19 protein-coding genes and 1 tRNA gene are annotated in these 20,354 nt (G+C 49.3%); 14 read left to right on the top strand and 6 right to left on the bottom strand.

Annotated features, from left to right (window positions below; translation table 11 throughout):
* Window positions 1–2: 2 nt before the first annotated feature.
* The 5 genes from KK083_RS20465 to KK083_RS20485 all read left to right on the top strand — a co-directional run bounded on the left by KK083_RS20465 (window position 3) and on the right by KK083_RS20485 (window position 6,157).
* Window positions 3–1,226 (top strand): efflux RND transporter periplasmic adaptor subunit, encoded by a 1,224-nt coding sequence (locus tag KK083_RS20465; protein ID WP_254167099.1) that lies wholly within the window; start codon window positions 3–5, stop codon window positions 1,224–1,226.
* 39 nt (window positions 1,227–1,265) lie between these two features.
* The gene (locus KK083_RS20470) at window positions 1,266–1,892 is read left to right on the top strand and encodes a DUF3347 domain-containing protein (RefSeq protein WP_254167102.1); all 627 of its coding nucleotides are present in this window, start codon (window positions 1,266–1,268) and stop codon (window positions 1,890–1,892) included.
* A complete protein-coding gene (locus KK083_RS20475; RefSeq protein WP_254167104.1) occupies window positions 1,889–3,355 on the top strand; it encodes a multicopper oxidase family protein in 1,467 nt (488 codons plus the stop codon). The genes KK083_RS20470 and KK083_RS20475 overlap by 4 nt, the downstream gene beginning before the upstream one ends.
* 67 nt (window positions 3,356–3,422) lie before the next feature.
* Window positions 3,423–4,004: a DUF2911 domain-containing protein gene (locus KK083_RS20480; protein ID WP_254167105.1), complete on the top strand. Its 582-nt coding sequence runs from the start codon at window positions 3,423–3,425 to the stop codon at window positions 4,002–4,004.
* 2 nt (window positions 4,005–4,006) lie between these two features.
* Complete coding sequence (locus KK083_RS20485) at window positions 4,007–6,157, top strand: copper-translocating P-type ATPase (protein WP_254167106.1); 2,151 nt, start codon at window positions 4,007–4,009, stop codon at window positions 6,155–6,157.
* A gap of 110 nt (window positions 6,158–6,267) precedes the next feature.
* On the opposite strand, the gene KK083_RS20490 is transcribed toward KK083_RS20485, so the two are convergent.
* The 3 genes from KK083_RS20490 to KK083_RS20500 form a co-directional block, all read right to left on the bottom strand.
* Window positions 6,268–6,528: a hypothetical protein gene (locus KK083_RS20490; protein ID WP_254167107.1), complete on the bottom strand. Its 261-nt coding sequence runs from the start codon at window positions 6,526–6,528 to the stop codon at window positions 6,268–6,270.
* A gap of 205 nt (window positions 6,529–6,733) precedes the next feature.
* Window positions 6,734–7,246: a hypothetical protein gene (locus KK083_RS20495; RefSeq protein WP_254167108.1), complete on the bottom strand. Its 513-nt coding sequence runs from the start codon at window positions 7,244–7,246 to the stop codon at window positions 6,734–6,736.
* A gap of 633 nt (window positions 7,247–7,879) precedes the next feature.
* Window positions 7,880–7,961: transfer RNA gene (locus KK083_RS20500), tRNA-Leu, on the bottom strand.
* Window positions 7,962–8,250: 289 nt separating this feature from the next.
* Between KK083_RS20500 and solA the strand changes: the two genes are divergently transcribed.
* The 3 genes from solA (at window position 8,251) to KK083_RS20515 (ending at window position 11,186) form a co-directional block, all read left to right on the top strand.
* On the top strand, window positions 8,251–9,408 hold the full coding sequence (gene solA, locus KK083_RS20505; RefSeq protein ID WP_254167109.1) for an N-methyl-L-tryptophan oxidase: 1,158 nt from the start codon (window positions 8,251–8,253) through the stop codon (window positions 9,406–9,408).
* A 97-nt stretch (window positions 9,409–9,505) separates the two neighbouring features.
* Window positions 9,506–9,733, top strand: a complete 228-nt coding sequence (locus KK083_RS20510; protein WP_254167110.1) for a hypothetical protein — start codon at window positions 9,506–9,508, stop codon at window positions 9,731–9,733.
* A gap of 10 nt (window positions 9,734–9,743) precedes the next feature.
* Window positions 9,744–11,186, top strand: a complete 1,443-nt coding sequence (locus KK083_RS20515; RefSeq protein WP_254167112.1) for an FAD-binding oxidoreductase — start codon at window positions 9,744–9,746, stop codon at window positions 11,184–11,186.
* Here KK083_RS20515 and KK083_RS20520 read toward each other — a convergent pair.
* Together KK083_RS20520 and KK083_RS20525 are read right to left on the bottom strand one after the other, a co-directional pair.
* The gene (locus KK083_RS20520) at window positions 11,183–11,476 is read right to left on the bottom strand and encodes a putative quinol monooxygenase (protein WP_262899577.1); all 294 of its coding nucleotides are present in this window, start codon (window positions 11,474–11,476) and stop codon (window positions 11,183–11,185) included. The genes KK083_RS20515 and KK083_RS20520 overlap by 4 nt on opposite strands.
* Window positions 11,477–11,627: 151 nt before the next feature.
* Window positions 11,628–12,401 (bottom strand): SAM hydrolase/SAM-dependent halogenase family protein, encoded by a 774-nt coding sequence (locus KK083_RS20525; protein ID WP_262899578.1) that lies wholly within the window; start codon window positions 12,399–12,401, stop codon window positions 11,628–11,630.
* Window positions 12,402–12,521: 120 nt separating this feature from the next.
* Between KK083_RS20525 and KK083_RS20530 the strand changes: the two genes are divergently transcribed.
* From KK083_RS20530 to KK083_RS20545, 4 genes are all read left to right on the top strand, one after another.
* Window positions 12,522–13,499, top strand: coding sequence for a PhoH family protein (locus tag KK083_RS20530; protein ID WP_254167118.1), 978 nt, complete (start codon window positions 12,522–12,524; stop codon window positions 13,497–13,499).
* A gap of 143 nt (window positions 13,500–13,642) precedes the next feature.
* The gene (locus tag KK083_RS20535; protein WP_254167120.1) at window positions 13,643–15,769 is read left to right on the top strand and encodes a ComEC/Rec2 family competence protein; all 2,127 of its coding nucleotides are present in this window, start codon (window positions 13,643–13,645) and stop codon (window positions 15,767–15,769) included.
* Window positions 15,770–15,861: 92 nt separating this feature from the next.
* Window positions 15,862–16,635, top strand: a complete 774-nt coding sequence (locus KK083_RS20540) for an enoyl-CoA hydratase/isomerase family protein (protein WP_254167131.1) — start codon at window positions 15,862–15,864, stop codon at window positions 16,633–16,635.
* Between the two features lie 57 nt (window positions 16,636–16,692).
* Window positions 16,693–17,547 (top strand): substrate-binding periplasmic protein, encoded by an 855-nt coding sequence (locus tag KK083_RS20545; protein ID WP_254167122.1) that lies wholly within the window; start codon window positions 16,693–16,695, stop codon window positions 17,545–17,547.
* A 52-nt stretch (window positions 17,548–17,599) separates the two neighbouring features.
* Here KK083_RS20545 and KK083_RS20550 read toward each other — a convergent pair whose 3' ends face one another.
* Entirely contained in the window at window positions 17,600–18,853 is a 1,254-nt protein-coding gene (locus tag KK083_RS20550; RefSeq protein WP_254167125.1) for a hypothetical protein, read from the bottom strand.
* Between the two features lie 231 nt (window positions 18,854–19,084).
* On the opposite strand from KK083_RS20550, the gene KK083_RS20555 reads away from it, so the two are divergent.
* Together KK083_RS20555 and KK083_RS20560 are read left to right on the top strand one after the other, a co-directional pair.
* A complete protein-coding gene (locus tag KK083_RS20555; protein ID WP_254167127.1) occupies window positions 19,085–19,579 on the top strand; it encodes a hypothetical protein in 495 nt (164 codons plus the stop codon).
* A gap of 92 nt (window positions 19,580–19,671) precedes the next feature.
* Window positions 19,672–20,154 carry a YqhA family protein gene (locus KK083_RS20560; RefSeq protein WP_254167129.1) on the top strand — a complete coding sequence of 161 codons (483 nt, stop codon included), beginning with the start codon at window positions 19,672–19,674 and terminating at the stop codon, window positions 20,152–20,154.
* Window positions 20,155–20,354: the final 200 nt, after the last annotated feature.

Genomic DNA, 20,354 nt, shown 5'->3' on the forward strand with positions numbered 1-20,354 from the left:
CAATGAAGCACATATTAATTATATCCGTGCTCTCGATCTTTGTGCTCGCCTGCTCTAACGAAAAGAAAGCAGCTGAACATGAAGGCCATGCTCACGCTAAAGAGGAAGCAGGCACAACGAAATATACCTGCCCGATGCATCCGAATGTTGTGAAGGACGGCCCCGGAAAGTGCCCGGTTTGCGGGATGGACCTGGTGCCCGTGAACAAAACACCGGGAGGAGGGTCGAATGACCTGATGTTGAGCGATAGCCAGATCAGGCTCGCCAACATCACCATACAAAAAGTGATCAGCCAACCCATCGGGCAAACGGTTGTGGTGAATGCAAAATTGACCGTGGATCAAAACTTATCAGAGATTGTCGGTAGCCGTGCGGCCGGGAGAATTGAAAAGCTTTACGTGAAGGAGACGGGCAGAACCATCCGGAAAGGTGAGCCGCTTTACCAGCTCTACAGCGAAGCGCTGTTGACCTTGCAGCGGGAATTTCTGCTTGCAAAAGAGCAATACGAAACGTTGGGATCTTCGGAAAAGCGATACAAGGCATTTTATAATGCGGCCAGGAGAAAACTTCTCCTTTATGGATTAACCGAAGGCCAGGTTGAAGAGCTGGCGCAAAACAAAGCACCCCGGAATTCAATCACGTTCCTGTCTCCTGCCAGTGGTGTTGTGACGGAAATATCAGCAGCGGAAGGTCAATACGTTTCGGAGGGAGCAAGCTTGCTGAAGATAGAAAATATCGCGAAGCTCTGGCTGGAAGCGGAGCTGTATCCGAATGAAACGTCATTGGCCAAAGTTGGTGACAGGGTCAAAGTGCGCGTAAGCGGATCTGGCAATGAAAATGTAGAGGCTACGATCGACTTTTTTAGTCCTGAGTACCGGGCTAACACACAGATCGTTGTGATGCGGGCTTCGCTTCAAAATCCTGATCAGCAATACAAACCGGGAATGCAGGCGCAGGTTTTCTTCAGTCACTCGTCAAAGAAGGCACTGGCCGTTCCGGTGGACGCTGTGATCAGGGATGGCAAGGGAGCACATGTTTATGTACAACGCGGCGTGAACACATTCCGGCCGCAGATGGTAAAGACCGGCATTGAAGACTTCGATAAAGTTGAGATCACGGAAGGGCTGGTGGATGGCGATACGGTTGCCGTTACCGGTGCTTACCTCCTCTACAGCGAGATCATTTTGAAAAAAGGAACAGACCCCATGGCGGGGCATAACCATTAATAGGAAACCAATTTTTAACGAAACCTTAAACAACGTAGTATGAAGACCAAGTCGATCTTATTTTCTCTTTTATTCGCAGCAACCGCTTTTGCATTCCTGACAAACTGCTCCGGCAACAAAAAAGAGGACCTCGCAGAATCTCATGAAGGCCACGACGGGAAGGAGCATGCCTCCGGATCAGCCGTCGCTGCGGGAGCTGCTGAACCCCAGTTCCAGGTTGATGGTAAATTCCAGGAACAGCTTGCATCTGTGTTTACTTCTTATGTTGCGCTGAAAGATGCATTGGTTACATCAGACGCAGCTAAAGCAAAAACAGAAGCTGCTGATGCAAAAGATGCGCTTGCTAAAGTAGACATGAAACTATTGTCCGGCGCTGCCCACAACGACTGGATGAGCTACCTGTCTCCCATTGAAACCTCACTGAAGGAGATTGGATCATCCACAGACCTCGAAGCGCAACGCAAGTCCTTCAGCACCCTTTCTGACAACCTGTATAAAAGTATAAAGGCGTTCGGACTTGGCGGAAAGCAGGCGTTCTATGAATTCTGCCCGATGGCTTTCAACAACGAAGGTGGCTACTGGCTCAGCGACCAGGAACAGATCCGCAATCCTTACTTCGGTGATAAAATGCTCACCTGTGGAGAAGTAAAAGAAAAATTGAAATGAAACGCAGGGAATTTATAAAGTCTTCAGGTCTCAAAGCGATCACTGCACTCGCGGGTACGTCTTGGTTCCTGAAGGCTTGCCACACCGAGGAAGATATGATTGGCGAGCCGAACTGGATAGTGGAAGGTTCTTTCGACAGACCTTTGTTCATCCCATCAACGGTCTCCAATGGCGTTACATTGAATGCGCAATTTGGAACCAGTGAACTGCTAAAACGGAAATCGAGCAACACGCTTGGTTATGGCAATGGTATCCTCGGCCCGACGATCAGAGCAAATACCAGTGAGACCATCAATGTGCTGCTGCAGAATGGCCTGTCAGAAGAAACAAACATTCACTGGCATGGCCTGATACTCCCCGAAAATATGGACGGCCATCCAAAAGATGTTGCGTCACCAGGTGGTTCTCTGCAGTATACTTTGCCCATACAACAACGCGCAGGCACGTATTGGTATCATCCGCATCCACACGGGTCTACAGCCAGACAGGTTTTTATGGGCCTTGCGGGAATGTTCATTGTCAACGACTCCGAAGAAGCTGCATTGAACCTGCCTTCCGGCGAATTTGAGATTCCGTTGATCATTCAGGACAAACACTTCGATGGCGCCAGCCTTGACTACTCGCCCAATGAAGACGAGATCATGACGGGTTTTCTCGGTGAACAAATACTCGTGAACGGCATTCATGCGCCCGTGCTCGATGTGGCTTCGGGTTGGTACAGGCTCCGGGTGCTGAACGGATCTACGGCAAGGGTATACAATCTCGCTTTGAACGGTTTGCCCCTGCACATCATTGGCGCTGACGGTGGTTTGTTACGAGCACCGGAGACAGTTTCCAACATCCTGCTCGGACCCGGTGAGCGCCTCGATCTGCTGGTAGATTTTTCCAGTCAGCCTATCGGGAAAGAATTTTACCTCGTCAGCAACAAGTTCAGCCAGTACAACGCACAGGGCCGGCAGGCATTCAATATCATGAAGTTCAGGGTTGACCGTACCGCATCGGGTTCCTTTACGCTGCCTTCGTCTCTTTCCACCATCCCGGTATTGGATCACCTGCAGGCTGTGGCTACAAGAACCTTCGACATCGCGGCGATGACCGGCGGTGAAGGTGGCCACAGTGGCATGGGCAGACATTCTATCAACGGAAAGATCTTCGAAATGGATCGTGTTGATGAAACCGTACAGGCCGGCACAACGGAAGTGTGGGAGTTCGATAACATGATGGGCGATGAGATCCACCCGATGCACGTTCACGGTGTACAGTTCCAGGTGCTGCACAGAATGGGCGGACGAAACCAGGTCATGCCCGCGGAAAAAGGTTGGAAAGATACCGTGCTGGTGATGCCCGGCGAAAAAGTAAAAGTGATCATGACCTTCCCTCAATATAGAGGTGTCTTCGTATTTCACTGCCATAACCTCGAGCACGAAGACGATGGCATGATGCTGAATTATCAGATCGTTTAATAATAATTCAGGTTTTACCCTGTACATCGTTTCATCACGAACCCTAAAAAAAACAGCTAGCTGATTTATGAAATTGAATATTCTCATTGCCCTCGCGTTAATCATCTGTATAGGAAGCGCATGCACACAAAAAACCGGAACCAGCGAACATCAGCATGGAACACCTGCGTCCACCGAGGCACCTGCTGATACAACAAAGAAGAGCATTCCGAAGGAAACACATGCCCAGGTTGGCAACGCCCATGTGATGATCAAATACCATGCGCCTGCAGTGAGAGGCAGAACCATCTGGGGCGGCCTTGTACCCTACGGTGAAGTGTGGGTTACAGGTGCCCATAGCGCCACCTCTCTCGAGTTTGATAAAGATCTCATCGTGGCAGACAAAGCGATAAGTGCCGGAAAATATGCGCTGTTCACAATTCCAGGGCAGGAGAAATGGACCGTTATCATCAATAGAAACTGGGATCAGCACCTTGCTGATGAGTACGATCAAAAAGATGACATCATCAGGCTCGAGGTTACGCCGCAACAGTTGCCCGGTGTTCAGGAACGATTGAAATATACCGTGGTGGCTCATGAGAACACAGGTGGATCAATTGACATCCGTTGGGAAAAAATTAAAATATCAATGCCATTCAAAATAAAATAGTTATGGCACACGAACATCATCATCAACAATACACATGCCCCATGCATCCGGAAGTGATCAAGGATGCACCGGGACAGTGCCCCAAATGCGGGATGAACCTGGTGCCTGTTAAAGCAGATCAACCTGCTAAAGCCAATATGAGCCATGAACACCATGGCCACATGGATCATGCAGCAGCTGGAAGTCCAAACCAGGGACATGATCATGGAGGAGGCGGACACGCCCATCATGCCGGGATGATCGATGATTTCAAGAAGCGATTCTATGTTGTGCTGGCGTTGACCGTTCCTATTATGGCCCTTTCTCCGATGATCCAACATTGGTTGGGGATTGACTGGTCATTTCCCGGCTCCAGCTATCTGCTGCTGATCCTTTCTTCAGTGGTGTTCTTTTATGGTGGCTGGCCTTTCCTCACCGGACTGGTGAATGAAGTGAGGTCCCGGTTGCTTGGGATGATGACATTGGTGGCTGTAGCCATAACGGTTGCCTATGCGTATAGCGTGGCCATTGTACTGGGGCTTCAGGGAATGGACTTCTTCTGGGAACTGGCAACACTGATCCTGATCATGCTCTTAGGCCACTGGATTGAAATGAAGTCGATCATGAGCGCATCGCGGGAGCTCGAGCTGCTCGTTCAGTTGATGCCTGCTGACGCTCACCTCGTGCATGGCGACCATATCATGGATGTAAAAACAGATACACTCAAAGCAGGTGATGTGATCCTGGTAAAGCCGGGTGAAAAGATCGCGGCAGACGGCGAGATCGTGGAGGGCAGGAGCTTCTTAAACGAATCCATGCTTACGGGAGAATCGAAGCCGGTTGAAAAAGATAAGAACGATAACGTCATTGCCGGATCGATCAATGGTGAAGGCTCTCTGAAAGTTAAGGTGACGCACGGCAGCAAAGATTCTTACCTGGCGCAGGTGATCAAGCTCGTGCAGGATGCGCAGGATTCAAAGTCCAGGACACAACTATTGGCAGACCAGGCCGCCAAGTGGCTTACGATCATCGCGCTGGTTTCAGGCGCGGCTACGTTTATCGTTTGGCTCATCATCGGCAAAGATCTCGCCTTTGCCATGGAACGTATGGTAACCGTCATCGTGATCTGCTGCCCTCATGCATTGGGGCTCGCAGTGCCACTGGTTGTCGCCAGGTCAACCGCCATTTCCGCGCAAAGCGGATTGCTGATCAAAGACAGAACTGCCTTTGAAAATTCGCGTAAGATATCCACCCTCGTATTCGATAAGACAGGCACGCTTACCAAAGGTGAGTTTAATGTAGTGCGTTATGAATCATCAAGCCCTGCATTTTCCAGGGATGAAATACTTTCCCTGGCGGCAACGTTGGAAGGCAACTCCGAACATCCCATTGCCACCGGAATTGTGAAGAAAGCAAAGGAAGTCAATCTCAAGCCGCTGCCAATGAGCGATTTCAGCGCCATTACTGGCAAGGGTATTCAGGCGAACGTGAACGGAAGGAATGTAAAAGTTGTGAGCCCCGGATACCTGAAGGAGAACAACCTTCAAGCAGAAGTGCCGTCATCGAAAGCAGAAACAATTGTATTCGTGGTCGTGGAGGATTCTGTTGCCGGCTTTGTATCACTGGCAGACGAGATCAGGCCCGAATCATCAGATGCCATCAAGGTGCTGCATGCCCAAAAGATCAAAACACTGCTGCTCACCGGAGACAATCAGGAAGTGGCAAAAACCGTAAGCGACTCTTTGGGAATGGATGGCTTCATGGCCGAAGTGCTTCCGCATCAAAAGCTGGAGAAAATAAAAGAGCTTCAGTCGCGGGGCGAATTTGTAGCGATGACGGGGGACGGCGTGAACGACGCCCCGGCCCTGGCCCAGGCCGATGTTGGGATCGCGGTGGGATCGGGTTCAGACATCGCAGCAGAAACATCCGACATTGTGCTTGTCAACAGTAACCCGAAGGACGTAGCCAATCTCATCCTCTTCGGAAAAGCCACCTATCGAAAAATGATCCAGAACCTGGCATGGGCAACAGGATATAATGTTGTTGCGCTACCGCTTGCAGCCGGCATTCTTTACAACGCAGGTGTTATGCTCAGTCCGGCGATGGGGGCTGTTCTGATGAGTGTCAGCACGATAGTGGTCGCTATTAATGCCAGAATGCTGAAGATCAGGTAAGATGGCAGGCGTCGCAGTCTTATTGAATTTTAAGACATAACAATTATCATTACTATAAATTCAAGAGCTGCCGATACTGGTCAAGCAATTGTTCTTTCTCAGATAGCAAATCACTTTTTAACTTGTTCCGCATCGTGATTCTGTTTCGCCATCAACGTCAACCTTTCTTGGCGCTTACGTTGATCGTCTTTCGCCGTCCAAACGAAATACATAAATGCAGCAACAATTGTCGCGTTTAAGCCGATGCTTGCGAGTAAGATGGTCGTGCTATCCAAAGGTCCGTAAGCGAAAAGTATTGATTTATCTGTCGAAGCCTTGGACACTGAAAAAATGATAAAAGCTGGCGAGAAAATAAAATGATACTCCGCCATTAATGAAATAAAACCCCACCCTTAATGGATCGTAGCTGTCGCCATCTGTAAGAAATACTTTACACTCATCGCGATGATGAAAGCACTTTGTAACGCCCTGGTGATCTCTGTACTTGCAACGAAGTAATATTTTTACTTGTGGAGCAGGATAATTATGCATCCGTAATTTACCAAAATCGGGAAAATGAGCAGTGAGAGTTCGCCTTTAGCCTCCCATTATAAGTTTCGTAAAGTAGCTGTCTAGATCTTTTTGCTCGAATGTTTTATGATCATCCAATAACTTAGTAAAAAGTCTCCGGGCAATATTGTCAATGTTAACACATACTTGCACCAATTCCCTAGAAAGAGTGGACGGGAGCTTATCCCCGTGTTCTGGACAAGACATGTGAATCATGCTTGTGTAACAAGCATTGTCCTTGACTAGCCAAAGCCAGAATAATTCGAATTGAAGATTATCTTGTAGTATATGCATCAAGGCATTGGGAGAACCTGCTTGATGCTGCTTTGCAAGAAATGCATAGTCTTCTGTGACATATGCATAGGTGGAATGATTAAACACCTCGAGAAAAGCAGTGCCAAAGTGGTTTTCAATAGAAGGCTCAGCTATCTTAAACGCATTATAAAAATCGACCTTTGAAGTAATGTAGTAGATACCGTTGTAATGTGCTAACGCATCTTGAGGAATCGAGAAATGCTTGATTGGTAAAAGGGCGGTCATACATCAAGATACAAAAAAAGCGAAACCTTTTAAATAGGCTTTTCCTGTATTTTCATCAATTCTAGTCTAGTAATCTTAATCAGTGGATTCAGCGAAGAGATGTCGAAGTTGTAGTCCTTCCGTCCGATCCTTAATCAAAGGAACTTCCTTCTCTGCCAGAACACGGCTCCGGTGAGCGGAGCTACTGTGTGCAAATCGAGTGTAGGCTTCAACGATAAATCGTTTTTGAAGATCAAAGTCGCGCTGTTGTACTGATCGGCGTATCGATGACGTATCTGAATCTGACGTAAGCTTGAGTAACGTATCAACCTCCGCTGTAATGTGCGTTACCTGACTAAATGTAGAAGTCATCCCGGCCAGCAATAATAATAAGGTGATTAGTACGACCCGACCTCGAAACCGTCATGAATCATTTCATCTTGGAGAGTTATAAAATCGCGTAAGTTTGCAGACTTCCGCTTGGTCTTGGTGGCATGGGCAATCGGAGAAATTACAGATGGAATTTTTCTTTTGTTGCAAGAACGTGTGGGCTTTATCTGTTGCATAGGTCAAGTTTTTTCTCTGCACCAGATGGCCAATAAAAAAGCCATCTGAAAGATCAGATGGCTCATAAATCCTTGGTACTAAGGGCTGTACCTAAGGCCGGAATCGAACCGGCACACCTTTCGGTACACGATTTTGAGTCGTGCGCGTCTACCAGTTCCGCCACTCAGGCTTGGCTTCGCTAAAGCTTCAAAAAGCATGGCGTGAACAAGGCTCTGTTTTTGCCCTGCCCCTCAAAGCCCTAGCGAAGGAGGTGCAAATATGGGTAAAGTTTGTTTTTTGCACAACCTGCGGCCCCTTAATTAATTATAGCCGCTTCGATGCTGAAATTTGCCCGAAATCTGTTCGTTAGGCATCAAAATCCTTTCATAGCTCCCTGGATAGTGTTGTAACACCTAAAATATTTCCCCGCGGACTAATTTTACCTTTGCGGGAACATACCGGTTCCGCTACTTTACAACATGCCGCAAAAAGATCACTTCGACGTAATTGTCATTGGCGTAGGTTCCATGGGATCGGCTGCGTGCGCCTTCCTGGCACAACGCGGTCACAGGGTGCTGGGCCTGGAACAGTTCACCATTCCACACGATCAGGGGTCTCACTCTGGCCAGAGCCGCATCATCCGCAAAGCGTACTTTGAACATCCCGACTATGTGCCCTTGTTACAGCGCGCATACCACAACTGGGCCCAGCTGAAACAGGAGGCCGGTACCGATATTTACCACCGCACAGGTATTGTTTATTTCGGACGCCCCGACCATGATACCATGAAGGGCATCAAAAAATCATCAATCCTCTATAACATACCGGTGGAGACGTTGCCGCCAGGGGAGTCAAAAAGGCGATTTCCTCTGTTCCAAATTCCTTCCGACTTCGAAACACTCTATGAACCCGATGCAGGTTTTGTTACACCTGAGCGCGCCGTGCTGTTGTATACCGAGCTGGCGTTGAGGAACGGCGCCGTGATCCGCACCAGCGAAAAAGTGAACACCTGGAAGCAGGAGGCAGACCAGGTGACGGTGCACACTGATAAGGGAGTCTACACAGCAGGCAAGCTCATCATCACCGCGGGAAGCTGGGCATCGAAGGTGATCCCTACGCTCGGCACCGGACTGAAAGTTACGCGGCAGTTGCTGGCCTGGGTAAACCCTGAAGTCTGGGATGTTTTTTCGTTGGGAAATTTTCCCTGCTGGTTCATCGAAGATCCGGAGCGTGGCATGTACTACGGCTTTCCGTTGCTGCCGGCGGGAAAGTTTGGTGGCCCGATAGGTCTGAAGCTCGCCCACCACAAGCCGGGTGAGACCGTTGACCCTGACCATGTTGACCGAAGCGCGCCTCGGGATGCTGAAGAAAACGTCCGTTACATTTTATCAAAGTATCTCCCTGCGGCCAATGGTGCGGTGCTTTCCATCAAAAGCTGCCTGTATACGTATACCAGCGATGAGCATTTTATCATCGACCATTTGCCCGGTTCTTCAAAACGCGTTACCATCGCCTGCGGATTCAGCGGCCATGGATTCAAATTCGTTTCGGTAGTAGGAGAGATCCTCACAGACCTTGCCATCAAAGGCAAGACCGATCTCCCTGTGGAATTTCTGCAACTGAATCGCTTCCACTAAACAGCCGTAGCGCTACGCCGAATATTTTTCAGAGCGCTTGTATGATCGTTGGTTGAATAAGTGCTAATTTCGTTCACTTTAGTCAGCACGATCACGCATGCCTTTCATCGACTTCCATAAGCTCGAGGGCATTACCGTCGAAGATCTCAAGAATGCCCACATCGCTGATCTCACAGCGCAGGATAAATACGGTCTCATAGAACAATTATTGATAGAATTTCTTAACGTAAGATTCCACTTTGAGCGAAGTACCATCTTCGATCAGGACGCCACGTACCTCGTACTCCGTACCTCGTACCTTTTCAGTGTCTCATCATTAAACTAAATTTCTACTTATGGCCACAGCAACCCTTAACCAAGTTTCAGATGTCGCGAAGGCAGTTGACCTGGATCTTCCCGATTTCAGAATGAGTATCCGCGGCCTGGTGATCACGAAAGATGATCTACTGTATGACGAAACAAGAAGTGTCTACAACGGAATGATCGACCGGCATCCGGCGGTGATCGTTAAATGCAGGGATGTTGCCGATGTCATCACTGCAGTGAACTTCGCCCGCCTGCACAACCTGCTTACGGCGGTGCGCGGTGGAGGCCACAACGGCGGAGGCCTCGGCGTGTGTGACGATGGCATGGTGATCGATCTCTCCATGATGAAAGGGATCAGGATGGATTCAACATCGGATACCATTCGTGTGGAGGGTGGATGCACGCTCGGTGACATTGACCATGCTACACAGGTGTTCGGCAAGGCTGTGCCAACCGGGATCCTGTCGACCACAGGCATTGGCGGTCTTACCCTGGGCGGCGGACTGGGCCACCTGTCGCGTAAGTACGGTCTCACCATCGACAGCCTGCTCGAAGCCGACGTTGTTCTTGCTGACGGCCACCTGATCACGGCCAGTGAAAAAGAGAACAGCGACCTCTTCTGGGCCATTCGCGGTGGTGGCGGTAACTTCGGCATCGTTACCTCATTCCTGTTCACGCTGCACGATGCGGGTACTGTTTATGGTGGCCCCATGCTTTGGCCGATAGAAGACGCTGAAGAGATCATGCGACAATACCGCGAATTTATTCTGAACGCCTCCAACGATCACTATTGTTATTTTGCGCTGCTCACCGTGCCGCCCGTGGCAATGTTCCCGGCGGAGCTGCACCTCAAAAAAATGTGTGGCCTGCTCTGGTGCAACGTAGGCGATGCTGAGAAGAGTACCAAAGCTGCCCAGCGTTTCCGAGATCTGAAGAAACCGGCTGTTGATTTTTGCGGCCCCATACCGTTCAATGCGCTGCAGGGAATGTTCGACGCGCTGTATCCCAAAGGACTGCAGTGGTACTGGAAAGCCGATTTTGTGAAAGACCTGACGGACGAAGCCATCAAGCTGAACGTTGAATATGGCCATCAGCTCCCGACACCACATTCTACCATGCACCTGTATCCGATCAACGGCGCCTGTCACGACAAACAAAATAATGAGACAGCGTTCAGCTACCGCGATGCGAACTGGGCACAGGTTATTGTAGGCGTGGACCCGGATCCGGCCAATAAAGAGAAGATCTCATCATGGGCAAAAGCCTACTGGGAAGCGCTGCATCCGTTCTCGCTGGGTGGCGCTTATATCAATTTTATGATGGAAGAAGGTGAGGCCAGGGTAGAAGCATCGTACCGCGACAACTATCGGCAGCTGGCGAGGATCAAACGTAAATATGATCCTGATAATTTCTTCAAGGTAAACCAGAACATCAAACCCGTCACTGTTGCCGAGAAGGAGCTCGAGCATTAAAGCTCGATGAATTTCAGAAGAGAAAAAGCCTGGGTCCGTTCTGCGAACAGCGTCTTTACACTACCCCAAACAGACCCGAACAACGCTGAATTGCGGTACGCGTCCAGGCTTTGCTCATCCTGCCAGTGGCTGAGCGTAGTGTAGGTAAAAGGATCGTTGGCATCTTTCAGTAATTCCAGGTGCGAGCATCCCTGAAAGTTGCGGATGGCCACCTTGTTCCTGTCAAAGATCTCCAGGAATTCAGCCACCCCGGCTTCAGTAAATTTCATCCGTACAATGCGGATTAGCATGGCGGTGCGTTGATTTGAGATTAAGTTATATCAGTTCTTTGTGCTTCGAAGCCACGGTTAGTTTAAAGTTTGAAATTTCAAGTTTAAAGTTCGCTATCCCGATAGGGACACCCCTCAACTTTAAACTTTTAACTATTAACTTTAAACTTTTCTACTCTTCGAACATAATATTCACCATACTATCATACGTCAACCCCAGTAATTCAGACGCATTCCCTTTGTAGATCCCGATCTCCAACAGGTCGAGGCTGTTGAACAGGATGAAGCATTCGCCCTGTTCGGCCTGGTGGTATTGGGTATGGATGCGCCTGAACTTCTCTCCGCCGAACTGCACGGTGAACGCTTTGTCGCGGCTCAGAACATCGAAGGCCTGCTTCGGGATATTGGTGATCAGGTTGCCTGCGCCGTCCACGTGAATGACCTGCCCGGTGATCTGTTTTTTGGTGGCTTTCACCTGCCGGTCGATCATACGTTTGAACGAAGCGAGCGGTTTGCCCAGGTCGGTGATCGAGACCCCGCTGGCCAGTTTGGCGGCTGCCGGGGCCAGTACATCGCGTTCGGGAAAAGTAGTGCTGATGGTATTGATGCTGTTCAGCTCCACGAGATACTGGTGCGACTTTTCACTGATCAGTCCGAAGAGGCCATTGTCTGAACCGACAAAAAAATGGTCTTCCAGCTGCATGGCGATGGCGACGTCGCCCCGGTTGCCGGTGGCATCCACGCCTACGAGGTGAACGGTGCCCTTGGGAAACTCGCGGAAAACCGACCGGAGCACGAAGGCTGCGTGCCCTATATCGCATAATTTAATGGCATGGCTGATATCGATAATGCCGATCCCCGGATTGGTGCTGATGATCCTGGCTTTTATGGCTGCCACGTAATGATCACTTTCTCCAGAATCCGTTAAAAGCGTAATAATCGGCATCGCCAGGTAATGATTTTTTAAGGTTTTGGTTAAAATTATTGCACTGGTTGGTGCTTTTTATTTGATTATTTTTGTTGTGCTAAAAATAAAGTTTTAGCAGCATTTAAACACCATTGATCATTGTTAGAAAAAGTAGTAACACTGGAGAACATATCCCTGATTGATTTTCTGGGAGTAGAAAACAAGAATATCGATTCGCTGGCTGCCGCTTTTCCCAAAAGCAGGATTGTATCGCGTGGCAACCAGATCGTGTTGAAAGGAAGCACCGCTGACCTGGTTCAGATCGATGACATCCTGAATTCCCTGATCGAACACTACCACAAATACGGAAGAGTGACCGAAGAGAATGTACAGAACTACATTACGAAGGAAGCTGAGACCATGCTCCCGGAAACGGCTGACGGTGTTTCTTCAGACGATGTGATCCTCTATGGCACCAAGGGAGCTACCATCAAGGCTAAAACCATCAACCAGCAGCGGCTGGTAGACCAGGTAAAAGATAATGACCTCGTTTTTGCGCTGGGTCCTGCCGGTACCGGTAAAACCTTTATTTCCGTGGCCATGGCGGTTAAAGCACTGAAAAACAAGCAGGTAAAAAAGATCATCATCACCAGGCCCGCCGTGGAGGCCGGTGAAAATCTCGGTTTCCTTCCCGGCGACCTGAAGGAAAAGATCGATCCGTACCTGCGCCCCATCTATGATGCCCTGGGTGACATGATCCCGTATGAAAAGCTTCAGTACTATATGGAGCGTGAGATCATCGAGATCGCACCGCTGGCCTACATGCGCGGTCGTACCCTCAACAATGCCTTTATCCTGCTGGATGAAGCGCAGAATACCACACCCATGCAGATGAAGATGTTCCTCACCCGTATGGGACCTGACTCCAAAATGATCGTGACCGGTGATACCTCGCAGATCGACCTTCCCCGCAACCAGCGCTCCGGCCTCAAGGAAGCCATCCGCATCCTGAACGATTTAAAAGGAATCGGGTTCGTGGAGTTATCCGAGAAAGATGTGGTGCGGCACCGGCTCGTCAGAGACATCATCGAAGCCTATCAGCGCGAAGCCAATCCTGACGAAGCGATCAAAAGCTAAAACACCGTTGCGATAATTCGGGATCAGCCTCTGCTTGTGAAGATGAATAGAATTTAGGAGTTAGAGTTTACAATGGTCCGGTATTCTAAATGCTAAATTCTATATTCTAAATTCTTCTAAAAGAAAAAAAGCTAACTTCCCTTATGATTCGGTGGTTGCCTTACACCTTCATAAGGATCGTGTTATGTTTTGCCTGTGGCATTGTTGCTGGCATCTATCAGCCTGAAATTATTCCGCAGTCCATCGGTATAATGCTGCTGATAGCATTCGTCTCCGTTTACCTGATCTCTTTCATCCTGTTCCGGAGACTCAACAGGTCGTTGTTTAACCTTGGTTTTATCGGATTGCCTGCCATGGTACTGGCTGGGTATGTGCACACTTCATTGCAGAATGAATCAGCCCAACCCGATCACCTTTGTTCCGTCACAGAACCCGTGCACTATTACAAAGCGGTGATCACCCAAAACCCTGAAGAGAAACAACGATCGTGGAAAGCGGAGGCCAGAGTCTCGGATGTGTTCACCGGCACCTGGCAGCATAAAAGCGGGAAGGTAATTCTTTATTTCTCGAAGGCAGCGTTTAGAACGCAAGATGGCACGTCTGTGGTCCGTCGACCGTGGACTGTGGACTCTTCGAAAGTACCTTTTCACTACGGTGACGTATTACTCATCAAAGGTCAGCCGCAGCCCGTTGCCCCCCCCGGTAATCCCGGCGAGTTCAGCTATAAGCAGTTTCTCGCATTTCGCAATATTTATCACCAGCACTTTCTGCAATCCGCGGATGTACAATGGCTGAAGAACGATCCGCTGCACAAAGTAATGCACTACGCCATCTGCGCCAGGTTGTGGGCAGACGAGACCCTGAAACGATTTGTGCAAGGCTCGCGTGAGCAGGCTATCGCCTCGGCGCTGGTGCTGGGTGTTACCGACGGACTCGATAACGAGCTGCTCAATGCCTACGCCGCCACAGGAGCGATGCACGTGCTGGCGGTATCCGGACTGCACATCACCATTATATACATGATCCTGCTTTGGTTGCTCAAGCCCATGCTGAAGCTCCGGCACGGCAACTGGATGCTGGCTGCCATCAGCCTGGCCGTGTTGTGGGGTTATGCCTTCATCACGGGTTTGACGCCGTCGGTGCTACGGGCAGTGACCATGTTCTCGTTCATCGCTGTGGCAAGACCGGCAGGGCAACGCACCAACATCTACAATACGCTGGCGGCATCGGCTTTTTGCCTTCTGCTCTACGATCCGTTCCTGATCATGTCTGTTGGATTTCAGCTTTCTTACCTGGCCGTGCTTGGCATCGTTTACCTGCAGCCTGGACTGTACGGATTGTGGGAGCCCCAAAGTAGACTCTGGGATGAAGTGTGGAAGATCACCTGTGTTTCTGTAGCGGCACAGATCGCCACCTTCGCGTTGGGACTGCTCTACTTTCACCAGTTTCCAAACTACTTCCTCCTGTCTAACCTGCTGGTGATACCGGGCTCGTTCGTGGTGCTCATACTCGGCATTGTGGTGCTGGCGGTAAGCTTCGTTCAGGTCCTGGCCGGTGTTATGGGTTTGCTGCTCACATGGTCCATCAAGCTGCTGAACCTGGTGGTGTTTACCATGGAGACCTTTCCCTTCGCCCTTACCGATAACATTTATATTTCACCCGTACAGTGCTGGCTGCTCATGGCCCTGATCGGCACGCTGATCTTACTGGTAAAGTATAAACGTTTTTACTACTGCCTCGCGGCTTTCGCGTTCACGGCCCTGTTCGCGGCATGTCAATGGCTTCACTACGTTGACAACATCAACGTGCAGAAAATAACCGTTTACAACATCCGCGGCCACAGCGCCATCGACCTCATCGACGGTGGACAAACCTACTTCCTGTCAGACTCCATACTGCAACAGGATGCTGGCAAGCTCCGTTTCCACGTGCAGCCTAACCGCCTCTTCTCGGGTGTTGGCAACGTGGTTGCTCATGAACAGCAGCCCTTTATAAGAAAAGTAAAAGGAGGGGAGGTGATCTGCTGGAAGGGGAAGGTCATCGTTCACCTGATGCAGCGGGATTTTATATGGCCAGAAAAACTTCCGGCTGACTGGATCGTGGTGAGCAACAATGCCGTGAAAGATCTATCCCGGCTGGGTACAAGGGCGGAAATTATTTTAGACAGCAGTAATTCCTATTTTTACACGGAACGGATACTGGCCCAGGCTAAAAAGCAGGGCATCGAGGTTTATTCGGTGATGCATGAAGGGGCTTTTTGTTCCCACTGATCACGCGGATTGACGCAGATCAGATTGTACTTTTATCTGCGTGCATCTGCGAAATCTGCGGGAAATGCATTTGACGACCAAATGAAAAGATGATGAAATATATTACGTACGATGTCCTTGACAGGATAGCTTTTATTACACTGAATCGTCCGGAGAAAAGGAATGCGATGAGCAACCAATTGGTGACGGAGCTGAAGGAAGCTTTTATGGAAGCGGAAAAGGATGACGGTGTGAAGGTGGTGATCCTGAAAGCGATTGGTGAAGCGTTTTCGGCCGGGGCAGACCTCGAATATCTCCAGCAGCTGCAGCAGTTTTCGTATGAGCAGAACTACGCGGATTCCAATCACCTGAAAGAGCTCTTTCTGCAGATCTACAGTTGCAAAAAGGTGGTGATTGCGCAGGTGCAGGGCCACGCCATTGCCGGCGGATGCGGCCTCGCCACTGTATGTGATTTTACCTTTGCGGCGCCTGAAGCGAAGTTCGGTTACACCGAAGTGAAGATCGGTTTTATCCCAGCCATTGTGATGGTGTTCCTGATCCGGAAGATAGGGGAGTCACGCTCGCGGGGATTGCTGTTGAGCGGTTCCCTGATCAGCGCAGACCAGGCAAAGAAGATCGGGCTCGTCAACGAGATTGTTGCCAAAGAAGAGCTGGATGAGGAAGTGATCCATTTCGCGGCGCAGCTGGTGGTATCCAATTCGGCGTATTCCATGAGCGTTACCAAGCAGATGATGGCCAAGGTTCAGACTCTGCCATTAGAGGATGCGTTAACGTTTGCAGCGGAAATGAATGCGAAGGTGCGTGAAAGCGAAGACTGCAAGCGGGGTGTGTCCGCTTTCGTTCATAAAGAAAAAATAACCTGGTAGCGCCGGTAATGTAACCGGAAAATCATATACTCATGGAAGATTTAATAACCCTAACCCATGAGAAAGTACTTGATTTTTTTACTGACAGTGGCCACGCTGTCGGTGAGCGCCCAGACGTATACCGGTGATACCTGGGCCAGCGTGAAGGCCGGTAAAAGCGGGAGCATTTCGCTGGCGTACGTAGAGACACCCAGCTTTGTGTACAAGGATAAATCCGGCAACCTGACGGGGATCTGTGTAGACATCATGGATCACTTTGTAGACTGGGTCAACACCACGAAAGGTGTGAAGCTCACGACAAAGTTTGCCGGCGATGGCTCCAGCTTCCGTGGCATGTATGACAAAACCCGCGCATCGAGCGGTGGCGTCTTCGGCCTGGGCAACATTACCATTACGGATGAACGCAAACGTGAAGTGAAATTCAGTTCGCCCATCATTACCAATTTCGCCATCCTCATCACCCAACCCGGTGTGCCTACGCTGGCCAAGCTGGAAGACATCTCCAAGACATTCGCCAACCTCACCGCGTATGCCGCCAAGGGAACCACCAACGAAAGACGGATCCTGGAGCTGAAGCAAAAGTACTTTGCAGACATGAAGGTTGTTTCAACCACCACAAGCCAGGAAACGCTTGAGAAGGTCTTCAACGACCCCAACGGCTTTGCCTACCTCGACCTGGCATTCTACATCGAAGCGGTGCAGCTTAAAAAGAATGTAAAACGTCACCCTGTAGGCGACAAAGCCGCAGAGCAGTTCGGCATCATCATGCCCGCTGCCAGCGACTGGGCACCTGTGATGGATGAGTTCTTCAAAGCCAACGGAGGTTACACCAACTCAAAAGAATACAAGGCCATGCTGGTGAAACACCTCGGAGAATCCGGTGTGAAATTGCTGCAGGCTTCCGCTAAATAGTACTATCAGGGATGACATCCTTCAAAAGGATGTCATCCCTAAAACCTGCAAATTACAGGAATCGGCAGATGTCAATGGTCGTAACACCGTCTAGCGTGATTAGTTCGCCCAGCGTTGACTTCATAAAACTTCTCGCATTTTGCTTCCAAAGGCTCATGACCTGAACATTCGTATACTTCCTGAAAAGTGTCTCGTCTTCTAGGGCGATCATTACGTGATAAAGCGCTCCCTCCAGTATATCATTTTTGTTATAGATGAGGATGTCGTTGCGCTGAATAAGTGGCCGCTCGTTATTATCATTTGCGTTGCCTATCGAACCTACTTTCCTGTCGTAAAAAACCGCCTTGAGCTTGTTCGGATCATACGCTACGATATTGTTTGCGTTGTTAACCTGGTTCTGCTTCTGGAAGTAAGTCCTGGCAACTTCTTCCTTTGTTAATTTTTGTGCATCGATCAAGGCGACCAACGTTGCTTCCCAGCAATTTATCCTGGCTCCGACCGGCAAGTCGTTCGCGTTTTCATCATTAAGCCACTTATAAAAATCATCATGGCTTTTATCCCATTGATAACCACCCTCGCGGGAACGTGCAATGTCAGCAACAGAAAAGTCGTGCTCCTCATCAAGTGGCGATTTTACGTTGAAATGTTTTTCATACAACTTAAGCGTTTCGATGACCTTGCTCCTGGAAATGTACTGGTTTTCAAGTGTCTTTAGCGTATTCAAAATAACGCCTTCGTATTTCGCCACATTTTTTTCACCATACCGGTTTTTGACCACATCAATGAACAGCAAACTATCAATGACATCACGAACCCGATCTTCATCAGCCAGCTCGAATGCCAGGTTTAAGTCCAGGGTGTTAAATTTGACGAACCCCATAATTTTCTCGGTTATAAGTTTGGAATCCTTTTCGCGGACGTCAGCTGATTTTTGCGTATACCATTTGATCACATCATCATCAACAATCTCCTCTACCGTGCCGGGATCGATGTTGACGATCTGTGACTGTACGGATTGATCGTTGATGGCATCCATCATGTATTTTCTGAAGCGGGGGACCGCCCAGATGAGTCCCAGGGAAAACAGTGTGGCTGCAACACCCACGGCAACCTTTTTCTTTTTCACGCGCTGAATCACCGGCGTGGTCTGAGCGATATTTGTCCTGGAAGCATCCGTGCTGGTCTGGTTCATGCCTGGACCGAAAGCCTCTGTAAAAGCCTGCTGCTGCGCTATTGTGCGGACTCCGTGCATCATTTCCTTCATCTCCTTCAGCTGCATCGAATCGGGCCTGGCATCGGTAACCACGGGTTGTTTTTGACCGGAAGAACTTTTATCAGGTCCGGGGTGGAGGGAAGTGTTTTTGGTGCGGGTAGCCACATCGTGCATAACAGCCGGTTTTACAAATGAAAATAGCGCCCCCGTTGTGCGGAAACAATTGATTTATCCCGGCCACTGGGATTCTTGAGCAAACATGTGGTTTGATTGAGGGAACAGCGGGTTAACACCACGATGACATTTTTTTAAGTATGTCCTAACTTGAAAATGCAACATTGTTGCATTTTAGTGATCTATGCCTATCTTTGCTTCAAGTCCAAGACCGCCATGAACTTTGCCGCCATTTTTATTTCTGTTGTTCTTTTCCTGTTTCCCCATGATGATGGCTGGGGCATTCTGGGTAGAGTGAAATTCACGTCAAAGTTCTACAAGCAGCATAACGAATACTTCCTCACGCCATTCCTGGACTCGCGCATCCGGGCATACGAAGGAAAAGCGTTTACCCTCAAAGGGCATTACCTGCCGTTTGACCTCGAAGACAAGAACACCATCATTGTTTCTAAGTATCCTTACTCCGCATGTTTTTTCTGCGGCGGCGCCGGCCCGGAATCCGTAGCGGAGATCCATTTCAAAACCAGGCCACCCCGTTTCAAGGCAGACCAGGTGATTACCGTAACAGGCATTTTAACCCTCAACGAAAAAGACATCACCCACATGAACTTCATCCTTCGCGACGCCGAAGTGGTAAGGCCCTGATGCGGTGAGTTAGCGTATGGTTTAACCGTGAAAGGCGATGGATCGAAACTTATTTTCCACGCCGGTGTAATGGAAGTATAATCCATTATATCATGAAAGGTATCACGGGGCTTCTTCGAACAATTATTGCCGTCATTGCCTGGTTTGTATTCGCTTGCGGTATTGTGCTGGCTGGTATAGGCGTGTATGAGTTTATGATCGTCTTTACACACCTGGACGACGGGGTTCATCACACGCCCTCCCTGATGATCATCGGCTTGCTGCATGCCGTTGACCTCTTTTTGATAGCCATCGTGTTTTTTGTGATGGCCCTCGGTTTTTTTATTCTTTTCAGCGACCCGGACGCGCAATTACCCGTGCGGCTCCCCGAATGGCTGCGAATAAAAAACTTTACCCAACTAAAAATAATCCTGTGGGAAGCCATCCTGACAACACTTGTGGTCTTATGGCTGGCCAGCCTCGTAGAACGACGGATCAAATTCGACACCCTGGACTTACCATCATCACTCTATGTACCCGCCGCCGTACTGCTGATCTCCATAAGTCTGTTCCTCTTAAAAAAAGGCGAGCACTAGACAAGTAACTTCTTACTCCGGAAGGCAGCCGCCAGGCATACACACGTTAGGATCACACCCACTCCACTCAACCCTATCCCCATCACTTGAGCTCCCCCACACCCTCCTTACTCCTTACTTCTTCTTGTCCGTCCCTGAAATAGGTTGACCATAAACGGTTAACTTATGACAAGGAAAATTACAGTAAGAAGCTGTCGAGT

Origin of the sequence: Chryseosolibacter histidinae (genome assembly GCF_018598225.1) — a bacterium.
Classification (GTDB): domain Bacteria; phylum Bacteroidota; class Bacteroidia; order Cytophagales; family Cyclobacteriaceae; genus Chryseosolibacter; species Chryseosolibacter histidini.

What these genes read in the sequence shown, in the direction of transcription:
- KK083_RS20470 (WP_254167102.1), top strand. Translation starts at nt 1,266, where the DNA reads ATGAAGACCAAGTCGATCTTATTTTCTCTTTTATTCGCAGCAACCGCT.
- KK083_RS20545 (WP_254167122.1), top strand. Translation starts at nt 16,693, where the DNA reads ATGAGAAAGTACTTGATTTTTTTACTGACAGTGGCCACGCTGTCGGTG.
- KK083_RS20515 (WP_254167112.1), top strand. Translation starts at nt 9,744, where the DNA reads ATGGCCACAGCAACCCTTAACCAAGTTTCAGATGTCGCGAAGGCAGTT.
- KK083_RS20535 (WP_254167120.1), top strand. Translation starts at nt 13,643, where the DNA reads ATGATTCGGTGGTTGCCTTACACCTTCATAAGGATCGTGTTATGTTTT.
- KK083_RS20525 (WP_262899578.1), bottom strand. Translation starts at nt 12,401, where the DNA reads ATGCCGATTATTACGCTTTTAACGGATTCTGGAGAAAGTGATCATTAC.
- KK083_RS20465 (WP_254167099.1), top strand. Translation starts at nt 3, where the DNA reads ATGAAGCACATATTAATTATATCCGTGCTCTCGATCTTTGTGCTCGCC.
- KK083_RS20510 (WP_254167110.1), top strand. Translation starts at nt 9,506, where the DNA reads ATGCCTTTCATCGACTTCCATAAGCTCGAGGGCATTACCGTCGAAGAT.
- KK083_RS20520 (WP_262899577.1), bottom strand. Translation starts at nt 11,476, where the DNA reads ATGCTAATCCGCATTGTACGGATGAAATTTACTGAAGCCGGGGTGGCT.
- KK083_RS20490 (WP_254167107.1), bottom strand. Translation starts at nt 6,528, where the DNA reads ATGGCGGAGTATCATTTTATTTTCTCGCCAGCTTTTATCATTTTTTCA.
- KK083_RS20480 (WP_254167105.1), top strand. Translation starts at nt 3,423, where the DNA reads ATGAAATTGAATATTCTCATTGCCCTCGCGTTAATCATCTGTATAGGA.
- KK083_RS20560 (WP_254167129.1), top strand. Translation starts at nt 19,672, where the DNA reads ATGAAAGGTATCACGGGGCTTCTTCGAACAATTATTGCCGTCATTGCC.
- KK083_RS20540 (WP_254167131.1), top strand. Translation starts at nt 15,862, where the DNA reads ATGAAATATATTACGTACGATGTCCTTGACAGGATAGCTTTTATTACA.
- KK083_RS20475 (WP_254167104.1), top strand. Translation starts at nt 1,889, where the DNA reads ATGAAACGCAGGGAATTTATAAAGTCTTCAGGTCTCAAAGCGATCACT.
- KK083_RS20485 (WP_254167106.1), top strand. Translation starts at nt 4,007, where the DNA reads ATGGCACACGAACATCATCATCAACAATACACATGCCCCATGCATCCG.
- solA (WP_254167109.1), top strand. Translation starts at nt 8,251, where the DNA reads ATGCCGCAAAAAGATCACTTCGACGTAATTGTCATTGGCGTAGGTTCC.
- KK083_RS20495 (WP_254167108.1), bottom strand. Translation starts at nt 7,246, where the DNA reads ATGACCGCCCTTTTACCAATCAAGCATTTCTCGATTCCTCAAGATGCG.